The 16,169-nt window shown below is 69.7% G+C and carries 18 protein-coding genes and 1 pseudogene; 12 read left to right on the forward strand and 7 right to left on the reverse strand.

Annotated elements, in window-relative coordinates; all coding sequences use genetic code 11:
* Nucleotides 1–10: 10 nt before the first annotated feature.
* From ACUN0C_RS06840 to ACUN0C_RS06850, 3 genes are all read right to left on the reverse strand, one after another.
* The gene (locus ACUN0C_RS06840) at nt 11–2,377 is read right to left on the reverse strand and encodes a xanthine dehydrogenase family protein molybdopterin-binding subunit (protein ID WP_445465587.1); all 2,367 of its coding nucleotides are present in this window, start codon (nt 2,375–2,377) and stop codon (nt 11–13) included.
* Between the two features lie 113 nt (nt 2,378–2,490).
* Nucleotides 2,491–2,982, reverse strand: coding sequence for a (2Fe-2S)-binding protein (locus tag ACUN0C_RS06845; protein WP_445465588.1), 492 nt, complete (start codon nt 2,980–2,982; stop codon nt 2,491–2,493).
* A gap of 40 nt (nt 2,983–3,022) precedes the next feature.
* Nucleotides 3,023–4,057 (reverse strand): SRPBCC family protein, encoded by a 1,035-nt coding sequence (locus ACUN0C_RS06850; RefSeq protein WP_445465589.1) that lies wholly within the window; start codon nt 4,055–4,057, stop codon nt 3,023–3,025.
* Between the two features lie 123 nt (nt 4,058–4,180).
* On the opposite strand from ACUN0C_RS06850, the gene cysQ reads away from it, so the two are divergent.
* The 5 genes from cysQ (at nt 4,181) to ACUN0C_RS06875 (ending at nt 8,515) form a co-directional block, all read left to right on the forward strand.
* A complete protein-coding gene (gene cysQ / locus ACUN0C_RS06855; RefSeq protein WP_445465590.1) occupies nt 4,181–5,032 on the forward strand; it encodes a 3'(2'),5'-bisphosphate nucleotidase CysQ in 852 nt (283 codons plus the stop codon).
* On the forward strand, nt 5,029–5,910 hold the full coding sequence (locus ACUN0C_RS06860) for a class I SAM-dependent methyltransferase (protein WP_445465591.1): 882 nt from the start codon (nt 5,029–5,031) through the stop codon (nt 5,908–5,910). Before cysQ ends, ACUN0C_RS06860 begins: the two co-directional genes overlap by 4 nt.
* Entirely contained in the window at nt 5,907–6,722 is an 816-nt protein-coding gene (locus ACUN0C_RS06865) for a TrmH family RNA methyltransferase (RefSeq protein ID WP_445465592.1), read from the forward strand. The genes ACUN0C_RS06860 and ACUN0C_RS06865 overlap by 4 nt, the downstream gene beginning before the upstream one ends.
* A 145-nt stretch (nt 6,723–6,867) precedes the next feature.
* Nucleotides 6,868–7,398, forward strand: coding sequence for a DUF305 domain-containing protein (locus ACUN0C_RS06870; protein ID WP_445465593.1), 531 nt, complete (start codon nt 6,868–6,870; stop codon nt 7,396–7,398).
* 139 nt (nt 7,399–7,537) lie between these two features.
* Entirely contained in the window at nt 7,538–8,515 is a 978-nt protein-coding gene (locus ACUN0C_RS06875; RefSeq protein WP_445465594.1) for a complex I NDUFA9 subunit family protein, read from the forward strand.
* Between the two features lie 5 nt (nt 8,516–8,520).
* On the opposite strand, the gene ACUN0C_RS06880 is transcribed toward ACUN0C_RS06875, so the two are convergent.
* Nucleotides 8,521–9,327: an undecaprenyl-diphosphate phosphatase gene (locus ACUN0C_RS06880; protein WP_445465595.1), complete on the reverse strand. Its 807-nt coding sequence runs from the start codon at nt 9,325–9,327 to the stop codon at nt 8,521–8,523.
* A 111-nt stretch (nt 9,328–9,438) separates the two neighbouring features.
* Between ACUN0C_RS06880 and ACUN0C_RS06885 the strand changes: the two genes are divergently transcribed.
* From ACUN0C_RS06885 to ACUN0C_RS06905, 5 genes are all read left to right on the forward strand, one after another.
* Complete coding sequence (locus ACUN0C_RS06885) at nt 9,439–10,131, forward strand: glutathione S-transferase family protein (protein WP_445465596.1); 693 nt, start codon at nt 9,439–9,441, stop codon at nt 10,129–10,131.
* Nucleotides 10,132–10,151: 20 nt separating this feature from the next.
* Nucleotides 10,152–11,246, forward strand: coding sequence for a tRNA epoxyqueuosine(34) reductase QueG (gene queG / locus ACUN0C_RS06890; protein ID WP_445465972.1), 1,095 nt, complete (start codon nt 10,152–10,154; stop codon nt 11,244–11,246).
* The gene (locus ACUN0C_RS06895; RefSeq protein ID WP_445465597.1) at nt 11,243–11,494 is read left to right on the forward strand and encodes a hypothetical protein; all 252 of its coding nucleotides are present in this window, start codon (nt 11,243–11,245) and stop codon (nt 11,492–11,494) included. The genes queG and ACUN0C_RS06895 overlap by 4 nt, the downstream gene beginning before the upstream one ends.
* Entirely contained in the window at nt 11,491–12,381 is an 891-nt protein-coding gene (locus ACUN0C_RS06900; RefSeq protein ID WP_445465598.1) for an SDR family oxidoreductase, read from the forward strand. The genes ACUN0C_RS06895 and ACUN0C_RS06900 overlap by 4 nt, the downstream gene beginning before the upstream one ends.
* Before the next feature lie 436 nt (nt 12,382–12,817).
* Nucleotides 12,818–13,318 carry a helix-turn-helix domain-containing protein gene (locus tag ACUN0C_RS06905; RefSeq protein ID WP_445465599.1) on the forward strand — a complete coding sequence of 167 codons (501 nt, stop codon included), beginning with the start codon at nt 12,818–12,820 and terminating at the stop codon, nt 13,316–13,318.
* Here the strand turns inward: ACUN0C_RS06905 and ACUN0C_RS06910 are convergent.
* The 3 genes from ACUN0C_RS06910 to ACUN0C_RS06920 all read right to left on the reverse strand — a co-directional run bounded on the left by ACUN0C_RS06910 (nt 13,315) and on the right by ACUN0C_RS06920 (nt 15,036).
* On the reverse strand, nt 13,315–13,536 hold the full coding sequence (locus ACUN0C_RS06910) for a hypothetical protein (protein WP_445465600.1): 222 nt from the start codon (nt 13,534–13,536) through the stop codon (nt 13,315–13,317). The two genes, ACUN0C_RS06905 and ACUN0C_RS06910, sit on opposite strands and share 4 nt — an antisense overlap.
* A gap of 9 nt (nt 13,537–13,545) precedes the next feature.
* Nucleotides 13,546–14,238 (reverse strand): acyl-homoserine-lactone synthase, encoded by a 693-nt coding sequence (locus tag ACUN0C_RS06915; RefSeq protein ID WP_445465601.1) that lies wholly within the window; start codon nt 14,236–14,238, stop codon nt 13,546–13,548.
* 78 nt (nt 14,239–14,316) lie between these two features.
* The gene (locus tag ACUN0C_RS06920) at nt 14,317–15,036 is read right to left on the reverse strand and encodes a helix-turn-helix transcriptional regulator (protein WP_445465602.1); all 720 of its coding nucleotides are present in this window, start codon (nt 15,034–15,036) and stop codon (nt 14,317–14,319) included.
* Nucleotides 15,037–15,240: 204 nt separating this feature from the next.
* On the opposite strand from ACUN0C_RS06920, the gene ACUN0C_RS06925 reads away from it, so the two are divergent.
* Nucleotides 15,241–15,483 carry a hypothetical protein gene (locus ACUN0C_RS06925; protein ID WP_445465603.1) on the forward strand — a complete coding sequence of 81 codons (243 nt, stop codon included), beginning with the start codon at nt 15,241–15,243 and terminating at the stop codon, nt 15,481–15,483.
* A gap of 116 nt (nt 15,484–15,599) precedes the next feature.
* Nucleotides 15,600–16,160 (forward strand): annotated as a pseudogene (locus ACUN0C_RS06930) (UdgX family uracil-DNA binding protein); the annotation flags it as partial.
* Nucleotides 16,161–16,169 lie beyond the last annotated feature (9 nt).

The following is a 16,169-nucleotide window of genomic DNA, read 5'->3' on the forward strand; positions in this document are numbered from 1 at the left end:
CTCGCCTCCCCTATTCGGCCGCCTGTTGCATTCCCGAGGCGCGGATGGCGCGCCAGACCTTCTCCGGGGTCGCAGGCATGTCGATCTCGTTGTTGCCGATCGCGTCCGTGATCGCGTTGATGACGGCCGGCGGGGAGCCGATCGCGCCCGCTTCGCCGCAGCCCTTCATGCCGAGCGGATTGCCCGGACAGATCGTCTCCGTTGTCGAGACGTGGAAGGACGGCAGGTCGCCCGCCCGCGGCATGGCGTAGTCGTTGTAGCTCGCGGTGATGAGCTGCCCCGTCTCGCGGTCGTAGACGCAGCCTTCGAGCAGCGCCTGCCCGATGCCCTGGGCGAGCCCGCCATGGACCTGCCCCTCCACGACCATCGGGTTGATGACGCGGCCGAAATCGTCGGCGGCCACGAACTGCACGATGTCCGTCTTGCCGCTCTCCGGGTCGATCTCGACCTCGCAGATGTAGCAGCCGGCCGGGAAGGTGAAGTTGGTCGGGTCGTAGAACGCCCCCTCCTTCAGGCCCGGCTCCAGGCCGGGCGGCAGATTGTGGCCGGTATAGGCGGCGAGGCAGACCTCGTGCCAGCCGAGCTTCCTGTCCGTGCCGGCGACGAGAACTTCCCCGTTCCGGATCTCGATGTCGCCCTCGGCGGCCTCCAGCAGGTGCGCGGCGATGCGCTTCGCCTTGGCCTCGACCTTGTCGAGCGCCTTGACGATTGCCGACATGCCGACCGCGCCGGAGCGTGAGCCGTAGGTGCCCATGCCGAACTGCACCTTGTCGGTGTCGCCGTGGATGATGGCGACGTTCTCGATCGGCACGCCGAAGCGCTCCGCCACCACTTGCGCGAAGGTCGTCTCGTGGCTCTGGCCGTGGCTGTGCGAGCCGGTCAGGACCTCGATCGTGCCGACGGGGTTCACCCGCACCTCGGCCGATTCCCAGAGCCCGACGCCGGCGCCGAGGGAGCCGACCGCCGCGCTCGGCGCGATGCCGCAGGCCTCGATGTAGCAGGACATGCCGATCCCGCGCAGCTTGCCGCGGCGGGCCGCCTCCGCCTTCCGGGCCGGGAACCCGGCGTAGTCGGCGGCCTGCATCGCCGCGTCGAGCGAGGCCTCGTAGTCGCCGGCGTCGTAGGTCATGATGACTGGCGTCTGGTAGGGGAACTCCCTGACGAAGTTCCGCCGCCGCAGCTCCGCCGGCGCAAGCCCGAGCTCGCGCGCAGCCGTCTCCACGAGGCGTTCGAGGACGTAGGTCGCCTCCGGACGGCCGGCGCCGCGATAGGCGTCGACCGGCGTGGTGTTGGTGTAGACCGCGCGGACGTTGCAGTGGATCGCCGGGATCACGTACTGCCCGGAGAGCAGCGTCGCATAGAGGTAGGTCGGAACCGACGACGAGAAGAGGGACATGTAGGCGCCGAAATTGGCGATCGTGTCGACCTTCAGCCCGATCATCCGGTTGTCGTCGTCGAAGGCCAGCTCGGCATGGGTGATGTGGTCCCGGCCGTGGGCGTCGGTCTGGAATGCCTCGCTGCGGTCGCTCGTCCACTTGACCGGCACGCCCGTGCGCTTCGACGCCCACAGGCAGACGATCTCCTCGGGATAGATGAAGATCTTGGAGCCGAATCCGCCGCCGACGTCCGGCGCGATCACCCGCAGCTTGTGCTCGGGCGCGACATTGTAGAAGGCCGACATGACGAGCCGCGCGACATGGGGGTTCTGGCTCGTCGTCCACACCGTGTAATGGTCGTCGCCGGCATCGTAATGGCCGAGCGCGGCGCGCGGCTCCATCGCGTTCGGCACGAGCCGGTTGTTGACGAGGTCGATGCGCGTGACGTGGGACGCACGCTGGAAGGCCGCATCGACGGCGGCGGCGTCGCCGATCTCCCAGTCGTAGACCAGGTTCCGCTTCGCGTTCTCGTGCAGCTGGTGCGCGCCCTCGGCGATCGCGTCCATCGGGTCGATGATCGCGGGCAGCTCCTCCCAGTCGATTTCCACCGCCTCGGCTGCGTCGCGCGCCTGCGCCCGCGTCTCGGCGACCACCACCGCCAGCGGCTGGCCCACGTAGCGCACCGTGTCCTTCGCCATCGCCGGATACTGGCCCATGTTCATGGGCGTCTTGTCCTTGGAGTGGACCATCCAGCCGCAGATGAGGTTGCCGATGCCGTCGGCGGCGATCTCCTTCCCCGTCAGGACGGCGATCACGCCGGGCATGGCCTCGGCCGGGCTCGCGTCCAGGCGGGCGATGCGGGCATGGGCATGCGGCGAGCGCACGAACGCGGCATGGGCCATGCCCGGCACGACCATGTCGTCGGTGTACCTGCCCTTGCCGGTGATGAAGCGGCGGTCTTCCTTCCGGAGCGCGCGAGCGCCAATTCCCTCAACGCCCATTCTTTCCTCCCCAGGTTCTCCCGAAGCGCCGCGGCCGTGTGCGGCCTGCGGCATCGTCTTCTGCGGGCTCCGCGGCAGGATGTGCCGCCCGGCGAACGCCCGCTCCGTCGGCGCTATTCCGCAGCCGCGCGCATCCCTCCGCGCATGGTATCGGATGCGGCGAGGATGGCTTTGACGATGTTGTGGTAGCCCGTGCAGCGACAGATGTTGCCCTCCAGCTCGTGGCGCACCGTCTTCTCGTCGAGCTGGCCGTCGTGGCGTTCGATCATGTCGATCGCAGCCATGATCATGCCGGGGGTGCAGAAGCCGCACTGCAGCCCGTGATGCTCCCGGAATGCGGCCTGGACGGGATGGAGCTCCTCGCCGCGCGCCAGGCCCTCGATGGTCGTGACCGTGCTGCCGCTCGCCTGCACCGCGAGCATGGTGCAGGACTTCACGGCCCGCCCGTCGACATGGACCACGCAGGCGCCGCATTGTGAGGTGTCGCAGCCGACATGCGTCCCGGTCAGGCCCAGCTCCTCGCGCAGGAAATGCACGAGCAGCGTGCGGTCTTCGACCTCCCGCGCGACCGACCGCCCGTTGACGGTCAACTCCACTCTGGACATCCGAGCCTCCCTTGCCCCGACCCGCCTGCGCGGGATGCGATCATTGGAAAATGAAATAGAAGACGATCAGCGCGGCGAGCACGAGCAGGCCCCACACGACAGGTCCGCCAAGGAACCCGGTCGCCGCCTTCAGCTCGATTTCCTCTTCGACGTCGTGGGCCGCGTGGGCGACGGCTTCGGCCGCACCGTGGCGATGAGGTACGGCGGTTGCCGGCTTGGCCTCCTCCAGGATTGGCGCCGGCGCCGCCTCGCTCGCCACTCCTACCTCCGGAACGCCCGTTGCTGCCGGAGGGATCGTCTCGCCCGGAAACGCCGCCGGCGTTTCCGGCCCGCCGGCGCTCGCTTCCCGGTCGAGCCTGCCCGCATGGGCCGAGGCCTCCTCGCCGGCGAGCGCGACGGCGGGTGGAACGGATGTCACCGCGGCGGCGGCAGCCGCCGCAGGCGTAGCGGATCCCCCGGCCGCGGCCGTGCCCGCGGGAACCGCCGTCACGGGCGCGGCAGGCGGCGGCGCGCCGGCCGGCGCTGTCGCCGTGGATCGGGCGCCGGCGCTCGGCTCGATCGCCGTGGCGGCCGGCAGGCCCGCTTCGGAAGCCGGTGCCGCCGGTGCGGGCACGTCGACCGGCTCGGCCCGCGCCGGCTCGCCCACAGCGCGGGCGGCAAAGCAGGCGAAGAACTCGTCGGCGAGCTTCTTGGCGGTCGAATCGATCAGCCGTGAGCCGAGCTGGGCGAGCTTGCCGCCCACCTTGGCGTCGGCGGAATAGGTGAGCACCGTGACGATGCCGTCCTCGGCGAGATGGACGTCGGCGCTGCCTCTGGCGAAGCCGGCCACGCCGCCCTTGCCCTCGCCGACGATCGTGTAGCCGACCGGCGGGTTCATGTTGGTGAGCGTGACCGTCCCGGTGAAAGTCGCCTTGACCGGGCCGATCTTGGTCGTGACGCGTGCGGCGAACCCGTCGCCCGAGGCTTCCAGGCTCTCGCATCCGGGAATGCAGTCGCGCAGCACGTCCGGATCGTTGAGCATCACCCACACGTCTTCGCGCGGCGCCGCGATCCGATATTCGCCCTTGAGCTCCATGCGGGTCCTCCTCGACTTGATGTTGCACCGCCCGTTGCCGGCCGACAATGGGGCTGCCGCGATTTATGCCCTGGCCCGCCCGCTCCGGTTGGCGTCGACGGCGGGAGGGGATAAAGGTTCCTCATGATGGATCATTCCGCCGCAAGCCTCGCCCCCGAAAAGCTCCTGCCGACGCTCGTCGAGGCCGCCCTCGCGGGCGGCCGGGAGGTTCTCGCCGTCTACGCCACCGATTTCGACGTCGAACTGAAAGGCGACAACTCGCCCGTCTCCGAAGCGGACCGCCGCGCCGAGAGCGTGATCGAACCGCTGCTGCGAGCAGCCTTCCCGGACATTCCCGTCGTCGCCGAGGAGGCCGTATCGGAGGGGCGCGTGCCGGAGATCGGCAGCCGCTTCTTCCTGGTCGACCCGCTCGACGGGACGAAGGAGTTCATCAAGCGGAACGGCGAGTTTACGGTGAACATCGGGCTCATCGAGGACGGCCGTCCCGTCGCCGGGGTTGTGCTCGCCCCGGCGCTCGGCCGCATCTATGCCGGCGCCGGCGGCGAGGCCTGGACCGCAGGCGTCGATCCGGACTGCACGGCGATGGACGCGCCGACGCCGCTCCGCGCCCGCAGCGTTTCCGGCGCCCCGGTCGCGGTGGCGAGTCGCTCGCACTCCACGCCCGAGACCGAGATCATGCTCGACAAAGTCGGTGCGGGCGAGCGCCGCTCGATCGGGTCGTCCCTGAAGTTCTGCATGGTGGCGGAGAGCGAGGCCGACTTCTACCCGCGCTTCGGGCCCACGATGGAATGGGACACGGCGGCGGGCGACGCGGTGCTGCGTGCGGCCGGCGGTCGGGTCGTCACGCTCGACGGTCGGCCGCTCGCCTACGGCAAGCTGAAGGTCGAGGGGATGCGCGATTTCGAGAACCCGTTCTTCCTGGCAACGGGCGATGCCGGCCTGCTGGACCGGCTCGATCTCGACCAGGCGGCATGAGCGACGGCCTGCCCGGCCCGCTCCTTCTCGCCACGGACGGCTATGAAGAATACCGGCTGCTCGATTCCGGTCACGGCCGCAAGCTCGAGCGCTTCGGCGACATGGTCCTCGTGCGGCCGGAGGAGCAGGCGATCTGGACGCCCCGCTTGCCTGAGCGCGACTGGGAGGCCGCCGACGCGGTCTTCACCGGCGACACCGACGAGGAAGGCGCCGGGCGCTGGCGGCGCAAGCCCGGCCGCCCCGAGAGCTGGGTCAGCCGCCACGGCCGCATCGCGTTCCGCTGCCGCCTGACCTCGTTCCGCCATGTCGGGGTCTTCCCCGAGCAGGAGGCGCACTGGCGCGACATGCGCGAGCGGCTCGCCGCGCGGCGCGAGCCGAAGCTCCTGAATCTGTTCGGCTATACGGGCCTCGCCTCCCTCGTTGCCGCAGAGGCGGGCGCGCGCGTCACCCATGTCGATGCGTCGAAGAAGGCGACCGCCTGGGCGCGCGAGAACCAGGCCCTCTCCGGGCTGGAGGACCGCCCGATCAGGTGGCTCGTGGAGGACGCGCCGAAATTCGCGGCCCGCGAGGCCCGCCGCGGCAACCGCTATGACGGCATCCTGCTCGACCCGCCGAAATACGGCCGCGGACCCAACGGCGAGATCTGGGACATCTTCCGCGACCTGCCGCAGCTGCTGCGCGCCTGCCGCGAGATCATCGACCCGGACAACGGCTTCCTGATCCTCACCGCCTACGCCATCCGGGCATCCTTCCTCTCGCTCGACATGCTGGTGCGGGAGGTGTTCGGCGGGCGCGTGGAGTCGGGCGAACTGGTTCTGCGCGAGGCCGGCGGGCGGCTCCTCTCGACCTCGCTCTTCGCACGGTGGACGCCGCGATGAGCGCCGTGCCGGCCCCGGGCGCCTACCGCAAGGTGACGAGCCTCGCCAACCCGCTCGTCAAGGACATCCGCGCGCTGCACATGAAGAAGCACCGCGACGAGACCGGGCTTTTCCTAGCCGAGGGGCGGAAGCTCGTCCGCGACGCGCTCGACGGCGGCTGGCCGGTCGCGACGCTCGTGCTCGGCCCGGACCAGACGAGCGACCCCACCGTGGGCCGCATGGCCGCCGAGGTGAAGGCGTCCGGCGGCACCGTGCTGGAGGTCAGCGCGGCAGTGCTCGAGAAGATCGCCCGACGCGACAATCCGCAGACGGTGATCGGGGTGGTCGGGCAGCGCTTCGCCGCGCCGGCCACGATCGGCCGGAGCGGCCTGTGGGTCGCGCTCGACCGCGTCCGGGATCCCGGCAATCTCGGCACGATCCTGCGGACCGCGGACGCGACCGGCGTCGCAGGGGTGGCGCTCGTCGGCCAGTGCTGCGACCCGTTCGCGCTCGAGACGGTTCGCGCCACGATGGGATCGATCTTCCACGTTCCGGTCGTGCGCCTCGAGGAGACCGCCTTCCTCGCCGCGGCCGGCCGCGACCGCCTGCGCCTCGTCGGCACCCATCTGTCGGCGAGCGTCGACTATCGGCTGGCCGACTACCGGCAGCCCATGACGATCGTGATGGGGAACGAGCAGCAGGGCCTGTCGCCCGCGCTCGCCGAAGCATGCACCGCGCTCGTGCGGATCCCGATGCGCGGGAAGGCGGATTCGCTGAACCTGGCGGTGTCGACCGGCCTCATGATCTACGAGGCGCTTCGCGAAGTGCTGTGAGGTGCGAGCGGAGGCCCGGCCGTCCGCCCGGCCACGCCGAAGAGGAAGCCAAGCCCGGCCGGCACATCGGTAGCCGTGAAACGAATCCGTCGGCCGATCATTTTCTCCGGGGGATGAACCGGAAACGAGCGGCACGGAGAAGATCATGAGCTACGCACGTTTCGCCGCGATGATCGCGACGTCCACCATCGTGATGTTCGGATTGATGTACCTGAACACCTATGCGCTTGAGCACGTCGACTACAGCCAGACGCGGACCTGGATGGCGCTGGTGATGGGTGCCGCAATGGCGATCGTCATGCTTTCCTTCATGTGGTCCATGTACGAGAACCGGCGCGCCAATATTGCTGTCATCGCGGCAAGCGTTCTCGTCTTCGCGGGCGCGCTCTGGCTGGTCCGGAGCCAGCAGACCGTGGGCGACGTGTCTTACATGAAGGCGATGATCCCGCACCATTCGATAGCGATCATGACCAGCGAGCGTGCGCATATCAGGGACCCGCGCGTGCGCCTCCTCGCCGACCGCATCATCGAGGCCCAGGTGCGCGAGATCAGCGAAATGAAGCAGCTCATCGTGGAGATGGAAAGGAACCCGGTCCCGGACGGGGCCCCCGACCTGCCGTCGTACCGCGACCGCGGCGATCCGCCGCCGCCACCCGCTGAGGCGGCCTCCTCCTGATTCGCACGCCGGCGCCGCCGATGGGGATGCGATACGCCGAAGGATGGCGCCTCCAACCTGATCCGGCCGGGGCTATACACTCCATCGCCTGCACGATAAGGACCGCCCGACCGCGCTCGCGCGCACGAGGAGTGGCACCATGACCGTACCGGATTCGTCCAGGAAGCTCGTCACCGTCTTCGGCGGCTCCGGCTTCCTCGGACGCTTTGTGGTGCGGGCGCTGGCGCAGCGCGGCTATCGCGTGCTTGTGGCCGTGCGAAGGCCCGATCTCGCCGGCCATCTCCAGCCGCTCGGGACCGTCGGCCAGATCAAGGCAGTCCAGGCGAACCTGCGGTATCGCTGGTCGGTCGACCGGGCGGTGGAGGGCGCCGACGCCGTCGTCAACCTCGTCGGCATCCTGGCGGAATCCGGCCGCCAGCGCTTCGACGCCGTCCAGACCTTCGGCCCCCGCGCCATCGCCGAGGCGGCGCGCTCGGCCGGCATCGCCAACGTGACACACGTCTCCGCGATCGGCGCCGACCCGGAATCCGACATTCCCTACGCCCGCTCCAAGGGGCTCGGCGAGCGCGGCATGCTGGAAACCGTGCCTGAGGCGGTCGTGATGCGGCCCTCGATCATCTTCGGGCCGGGTGACCATTTCTTCCGCAGATTCGCCGGGATGGCGCGGATTTCGCCGGGATTGCCGCTGATCGGGGGTGGCGGGACGCGGTTCCAGCCGGTTTTCGGCGGTGACGTCGGAGAGGCCGTCGCACGCGCCGTCGACGGCGCATCGCGCCGCGGCACGGTCTACGAACTCGGCGGGCCGGAGGTGATGACGCTGCGCGAAGTCTACGAGCGCGTGCTCGCGCAGACGGGCCGGCGGCGCATGCTGGTGCCGCTTTCGTTCGGCGTCTCGAAGATGCTCGGGCGCGTCCTCGGCGCCTTCCCGATGGCCCCGATCACCTACGACCAGGTCCGGCAGCTGGAGCACGACAACGTCGTCTCGGCGGAGGCGCAGGCCGAGGGGCGCACGCTGGAAGGGCTCGGCATCGAGCCGACCGCCGTCGACGTGATCCTGCCGACCTACCTCGTGAGCTACCGGGAACGCGGCCAGTTCGCGCGGATCGGCGCGTCCTGACCCGCTCAGCCGAAGGCCCAGAGAGCGATCAGCCCGGCCGTGCCGACCACGATGCGCCAGATCGCGAACGGCGTGAAGCCGCGGTGGGACACGAAGTCGAGCAGGCTGCGCACGACGACGACGGCCGCGACGAAGGCGGCGACGAAGCCGACGGCGATCACGCCGGCATCGTCGATCGAAATCACGTCGCGGTTCTTGTAGAGGTCGTAGGCGAACGCGCCGGCCATGGTCGGCATGGCGAGAAAGAAGGAGAATTCCGCGGCGGACCGTTTGTCGCAGCCCATCAGGAGGGCGCCGACGATGGTGGCGCCGGAGCGCGAGACGCCGGGCACCATCGCAAGCGTCTGGAACAGCCCGATCCTGAAGGCCAGTCCCGGCGGATAGCGCATCGCGTCGTGATGGACCGGCTTCAGGTCGAGGCGGTCGACGAGGGCGAGGATCACGCCGCCGACGATCAGGGTGATGCAGATCAGGAGCGGAGTCTCGAACAGCACGTTCTTGATGAAGCCGTGGGCCAGCACGCCGATGACGACCGCCGGCAGGAAGGCGAGGAGGATCGAGAGCACGAAGCGCCGCGCCGCGGGATCGTGCGGCAGGGCGGTGGCGACGTGCCAGAGCTTGCCGAAATAGACCGACAGGATCGCCAGGATCGCGCCGAGCTGGATCAGCACTTCGAACGACCGGCCGGCCGTCTCGAAGCCCATGAAATGCGTTGCCAGCAGCAGGTGGCCGGTCGAGGAAACCGGGATGAACTCGGTCAGGCCCTCGAGAAAACCGAGGAAAATGGCTTCCAAAATCCGCTGCAGGTCCATATCGCCGTCGCCTTGCCCGATTCGGGTTTTCAGAAAGGCGCTCTTATCGCCTTCGCGCGCCGGAATTGCTAACGGCTTCCGCAACACCTACCGCTCGGACGAAACCGGCGCATGATCACACTCATCCACTACCCGCTCTCCGTGACGTCCCGCTTCATCCGGCTCGCGCTGGCGGAAAGCGAGATCAGTCCGGTCCTCCAGGAGGAGGCGTACTGGGAGCGTCGGCCCGACTTCCTGCTGGCCAACCCGGCCGGGACCCTCCCCGTGCTCTTCGAGGACGACAGCCCGCCGGTCTGCGGCGTCTGGGCGGTGTCGGAATATCTTGACGAGACGCGCGGCTTCGCGCTCGGAGACCGGCGCCTGCTGCCCTCGAGCGCCGCACAGCGCGCGGAGGTGCGCAGGCTCACGGAATGGTTCGCGCTGCGTTTCGACGAGGAGGTGACGGGCTATTTCGTGGAGGAGAAGGTGATCAAGCGGGAGCGCGCCCGCAAGGGCGGCAACGGATCGCCCGATTCCTCTGCGCTCCGTGCCGCACGCTCCAACATCCGGACGCATCTCGCCTATATTGAGCACCTGATCGGCGAGCGGAACTGGCTCGCCGGGGAGCGGATGAGCTATGCCGATCTGGCCGCAGCGGCGGCGCTCTCCGTCGCGGACTATCTGGGCGAGGTGCCATGGACGGACGCCGAGGAGGCGAAGAACTGGTACATGCGGCTGAAGTCAAGGCCCGGGTTCCGCCCGCTTCTGGCCGACGTCGTTCGGGGCCAGAAGCCGCCGGAGCACTACCCCGCGCTCGACTTCTAGCGCCGGAGCGCCTGCGCGGCCTGCTCGACGATCTCGCATCGGCCGAGGGTTTCGCGGTGCTCGGCGTGACGGGACCGGATGCCATTCCCGATGCCGGGACACGCCTGGCGCGGGCGCTTGCCGACGGCCACGGCGCGACCATGACCTGGCTGGCGGAAACGGCCGGGCGGCGGTCGCAGCCTGCCGTGCTATGGCCGGACGTGCGGTCGATCGCGATGTTCGGCATGAACTACGGTCCCGCGAGCGATCCCCTTGCCTCCCTCGCCGATCCGGCTGCCGCCACGATCTCGGTCTATGCCAGGAACCGCGACTACCACGACCTCATCAAGGGCGCTCTGAAGCGGATCGGGACCAAATTTGCGGCCTCTGCCGGAGCCGGCATCAAGGTGTTCGTCGACACCGCGCCCGTCATGGAGAAGCCGCTCGCGGCGGCGGCCGGGATCGGCTGGCAGGGCAAGCACACGAACCTGGTGAGCCGGTCCTACGGCTCGTGGCTCTTCCTCGGCGCGATCTTCACCACGGCAGAACTCGCCCGGGACGCGCCGGAGGCGGACCATTGCGGCTCGTGCCGCGCCTGCCTGGACGTCTGCCCCACCAACGCCTTCCCGGCGCCCTACCGCCTCGACGCGCGCCGCTGCATCTCGTACCTGACGATCGAGCACAAGGGCCCGATCCCGCGCGCGTTCCGGCCGATGATGGGCAACCGGATCTACGGCTGCGACGACTGCCTGGCGGTCTGCCCGTGGAACAAGTTCGCCGCCGCCGCGTCCGAGGCGAAGCTGAAGGCGAGGGTGGACCTCGAGGCGCCACGGCTGGCGGACCTCGTGCGGCTCGACGATGCCGGCTTCCGCCAGTTCTTCTCGGGCTCGCCGGTGAAGCGCATCGGGCGCGACCGCTTCATCCGCAACGTGCTGATCGCCATCGGCAATTCCGAACGCGAGCACTTCCTCCCGGACGTCCTTCGCCGCCTCGACGATGCCAGCCCGCTGGTGCGGGGAGCGGCCGTGTGGGCGCTGGAGCGCATCGCACCCGCGGCGGCGAAGCGGATGTCCGGCGCGCGCATCGCGATCGAGGCCGACCCGGACGTGCGGGCAGAGTGGGAGACGGCGGCATGAAGGGCTCGACGCGCATGAAGATGATCCGGCCCTACCGCCGGCCGGCGGGTGCGCTCGGTGCGGCCGCCCTCGGAGCGCTCGCGATCGGCGCCTTCGCGCTCGGGGGCCTCGCCATCGGCAGGCTGGCGGTCGGCGGGATGGCCGTCCGGCGCGCCCGGTTCGACCACCTCTCCATCGGCACGCTGGAGATCGAGCGGCTGCGGCTGCGGCCTCGCGCCAGACAGGGCCAGGCCCGCGGCGGGGCATGAGCCGTCTCTTCGTCTTCGGGATGGGCTATTCGGCGGCGGCCGTCGCAGAACGCCTCCGGCCGCGCCTGACCCATATTGCCGGCACCACCCGCAGCCCCGACAAGGCTGACCGTCTCCGCGGGTCCGGGATCGACGCGGCCGTCTTCGACGGTCGGACGCGCAGCGAGTCCGCGGCGCGGGACCTCGCGGGAGCCGATTGCGTCCTCGTCTCCATCGCGCCCGACGCGGAGGGGGATCCGGTCCTGCGGTTCTACCGCGACGACCTCGTCCGGGCGCGGCCGCGATGCGTGGTCTATTTGTCCACCATCGGCGTCTACGGCGACCATGGCGGCGCCTGGGTCGACGAGACGAGCCCCTGCCACCCTGCGTCGCAGCGTTCCCGCCAGCGGCTCGCGGCGGAACAGGAATGGCAGCGTTTCGCCGAGGCGACGGGCGTCCCCGTCGCGCTGATACGCCTCGCCGGCATATACGGGCCCGGCCGCGGCCCGTTCGAGAAGGTCAGGAACGGGACGGCCCGGCGCATCATCAAGGCGGGCCAGGTGTTCAACCGAATCCATGTGGACGATATCGCCGCGCTCGTGGACGCGGCCTTCGCCCGCGCCGCGAGCGGCATCTTCAACGCGGCCGACGACGAGCCGGCCCCGCCCGAGGACGTGCTCGCCTATGCCGCCGCCTTGCTCGGCCTGCCGCCCCCGCCCGAGGTGCCCTTCGAGGAGGCCGAGATGACCGCGATGGCCCGGTCGTTCTACGGCGAGAACAAGTGCGTCCGGAACGATCGGATGAAGGACGTGCTCGGCGTGCGCCTGCGCCACCCGGACTACCGGGCCGGGCTGACGGCGATCCTGGCGCTGGAAGCCGGAGCGCACGCCGAAACCGCGCTACCTTGAGTTGATCAACTCCGCCGTGTTGATTTGGTCTCAAACGGGTTTGCCCCGTGGGGCGTCTGACGCGGCGCCGGAAACGGGCCGCCCTGCATGCGCTGCGACACGAGCCGGGGGAGCGTGGCCCGCCGCGTCACTGCCTACGAATTGTACACGAACGAATTCAACAAGTCATTTTGGATACTTACACGCAACTTGATGGTACGCTATAGCGTTCGTCGATGGATGAGCGAAGAAGCGTGCCGGCTGAGAAAAGACAGCGAGATGTGCCAGCCCGCCGGGTCCGACCGACAGCCGCTCCGGGGGCGGGTGCGGTTGTGTCGGTTAAGACCTTCTTTGCCGCGCTGGGCCGCGAGGGGCGGATTTGCTCGCCTCCACGGTGCATCGCGCGTAATGTCGCCCGTTCGTCTCCCATTCATCCAACCGCTGTTCAGGAGGCTTGATGGCTCAGGCCGAAATCAGTGCGACCCGGTCGCCCGCCCCGATCGATGTTCATGTCGGCAGCCAGGTCCGCCTGCGACGCAAGCAACTTGGCATCACCCAGGAAGCGCTCGGCGACGCGATCGGGGTGACGTTCCAGCAGGTGCAGAAGTACGAGCGCGGCGTGAACCGCATCGGCGCGAGCCGGCTTCAGCAGATCGCGCGCGCGCTGGACGTGCCGATATCCTTTTTCTTCCCGCAAGGGGAGATGATGGCGGAGACGGCCGGCAGTGATCGGGATCTGGCGCTTGCCGCCGCGGAGAATCTCTCCGAGGCGCTGACTTTCGCGCTGCGTCGGGCGCGCGGCGAACAGGCTCCGGACAACCGCGCGATGCTGGTGCCGGTGCTGCGCGCCGCCCGCGCGCTGGCGCAAATGGGGGCGAGGCCGGACGACCGGGTCGTGATCGAGGCCGCCGAGCGCTGGCTCGCCCGCGACGCGGAGGAGCCGCGCGGCCCGGCCTAGATCCTGGACGGGTCGTCGATCAGCCGGCCCGCCTCGCACAGCGCCAGTTCGAGCACATGGGCGACGAGCGGGAGGCCGAGTTCCTCTGCCTGCCGCTGAAGATCCGCGATCGCATAGGCGAGCGCGATGCGCGGCGCGCAATCGCCGGCCTGCTTCGGGTGCTCCCGGCGCGCCGGGAGCGGGATCAGTTCGGCCGTCCTGACGTCTCCGTTCGCCATGATGTCCACTCAGCCGATCTGCTTGATGCCGCGTTGAAGGGCGAGGCCCGGCCGGGGCGGCGGCACCTTCGGCCGCGGAACGAAGGGATCGGGCGCGCCCTTGCGGACGACGAGCGGCTGTGCCACCCCGGTCGCCGCCCGGACCCCGGCGAGCGCCTCCTCCGACACGTCGAAATAGGCCGCCAGGCACCAGACGCCGCCGATCTCGTCCGGCAGCCCGAGCGGATGGACGCGCCAGCCGTAATCCTGCCAGCGCGGAAGCCAGTAGAGTTCCTGCACCCCACCCACCTGGCTGGCGCCTTCCTCCAGCAGGTATTCCATGACCGCGCAGCACATCTGCCCGGCGACGCCGGAATGGCCGCGCTCGCGCCGGCTCGGCACGACCAGCATCCGCGTCCACTCGGCGACATCCGGCCGGCGCGGAATGCCCTTCACGTCGCCGAGATGCGAGAACACCTCGGAAAGGAGGTGCGGCGCGTCGGTGGGAACGAGCCGCGAGCCGGTAACGAGCTCGCCGTTCTCGAAGCCCAGGAGATAGGTTGCGCGCATGGTGTCGAACTGGTCGCGCTCGCGGCCGTCCGGGAACGGAGCATGCCAGCCCTTCTCGCCGACATAGACCCGGTGCCGCCACTCGAAGTAGCTGTCGAGCTCCGCCGCGTAGAGATCGCGGTTGTTGCTCCCGACGACATGCACTTCGATCATGGCAAGGACTCCTGCGGGCGATATCGCAGGAAGCTAACCTTTGCGACGATGCTGTCAGGTGGCAGATCTACGTATTGACTAGAGCGCGATTTCTCCGCTCTGGAGGGCTACCGCGACGGCCTGGCTGGTGGTGGTGACGTCGAGCTTGCGCCTGACCGATTCCAGGTGCTTGGCCACGGTGCGCTCGGAAATCGTGAGGATCACCGAGACCTCCCACGCGGTCTTGCCGTCGGCGGTCCAGCGCAGGACCTCCCGCTCGCGGTCCGACAGGCGCGGCTCGGACGGGATCTCCCCCAGCAGCTGCCGCACCGCGCCGTTCGCGTAGATCGCCATCAGGTGGAGCGCGGCGCGATCCCGGCGGCTGAGGTCGCACGGCTCGCTGCTGGCGAAGGAGACCGCCGACTGCCAGTGCCGCGCGGAGTACATCGGCACCACGTAGCCGTCGCGCAGGCCGAACTCGACCGCCTCGTTCGCCACGAGGCGCGAGCCGGCCGTGTCGCGCAGGGCGGGCGGCACCTCGCGCCAGAGGAACGGCTGATGGGTGCGCAGCGCCCACTGGCTGACGCCGTCGGCGGCGAAATAGTCGCGTTCGTTGTAGCGGGCGAACCAGCCGCGGGGCCAGCCGTTGAGAAGGACGAGCGGCTCGAGCTTCGCGGTCGGCACGGGAAGGCCGGTCAGGATGAAATGGTCGAAGCCGAAGCGTCCGGCGCAGGCCCCGAAGTCCGCCAGCACGGTCTCGACGGACCGGTGGGTGCTGCACCGCTCCACGAATTCGAACGCGATCTGAGCAGGATCCATGGAGGCCCCCATTCACGTCATCCTAGCGTGGGCGAGCGGGTGTGGCCATGACCGTCTCTCGCCTCCGCGTTTGATTTTCCCTCTCCGGTGTACATCGACGTACGCAAGCGCGCAAAGCGCGAACCTGGCCCCGCGCCGTTGCGCCGCGCCGGAACCGGCGGGTGGCTTCGGCGTTCTGGCTGCGGCCCGCGAAAGAACAAGAAGATGACCGCCCATCTGTTCCCGCCCGTCAGCACCATCGACACCGCCCGCAAGCCGAGCCTGGAGGAGGCGGTCCGCTCCGCCGTGGCCAAGGCGATCGCCGACGGCGAGATCCTCTGTGTCGGCAAGGAGGCCCGGCGGATCGCGGCCGAGCGCCCGGGCGTGCCGGAAGAGCGCGTCGCGCATCTCCTGCTCTGCGCCGGCATCAGCGCCCGCGTCGACCTCGAGCTCGCGCCGCCGCAGTGAACGGCCGGGTGCCGGGGCGGCGGTCGCGGCCGGAGCGGCAGACTTCGCCAGGGAGCGATCGCATGGAAACGAGCTCTCCGGACCTCTTCGGCATCGGCCCGAACACGACGATCGCTGCGCTGAGGGAGGAGGCGGCCGCCTGCACCCGCTGCCCGCTCTACCGGGACGCCACGCAGACGGTGTTCGGCGAGGGGCCGCCCGACGCGCGCATCGTGCTCGTCGGCGAGCAGCCGGGCGACCAGGAGGACCTCACGGGCCGGCCGTTCGTCGGGCCGGCGGGGCAGATGCTCGACCGCGCGCTGGAGGCGGCCGGCATCGACCGCGACGAGGTCTACGTCACCAATGCGGTGAAGCACTTCAAGTTCGAGCCGCGCGGCAAGCGGCGCATCCACAAGAAGCCCGACCGGCCGGAGATCGAGGCCTGCAAATGGTGGCTCGAGCGCGAGCTCGCGGTGCTGAAGCCGGAGACGGTGGTGGCGCTCGGCGCGACCGCGGGCCAGGCGCTCTACGGCCGCGCCGTGAAGGTGCTCTCCGAGCGCGGCCGGGCGTCGCAGGACGCGCGCGGCTTCCGGCTGCTCCTCACCGTCCACCCCTCCATGATCCTCCGCATCCCCGACCGGAGCGCCAAGGAGAAGGGCTTCCGCGACCTCGTCGCGGATTTGAGGATTGTCGCCTGAGGCAGCCCG

This window comes from Faunimonas sp. B44, assembly GCF_052655945.1.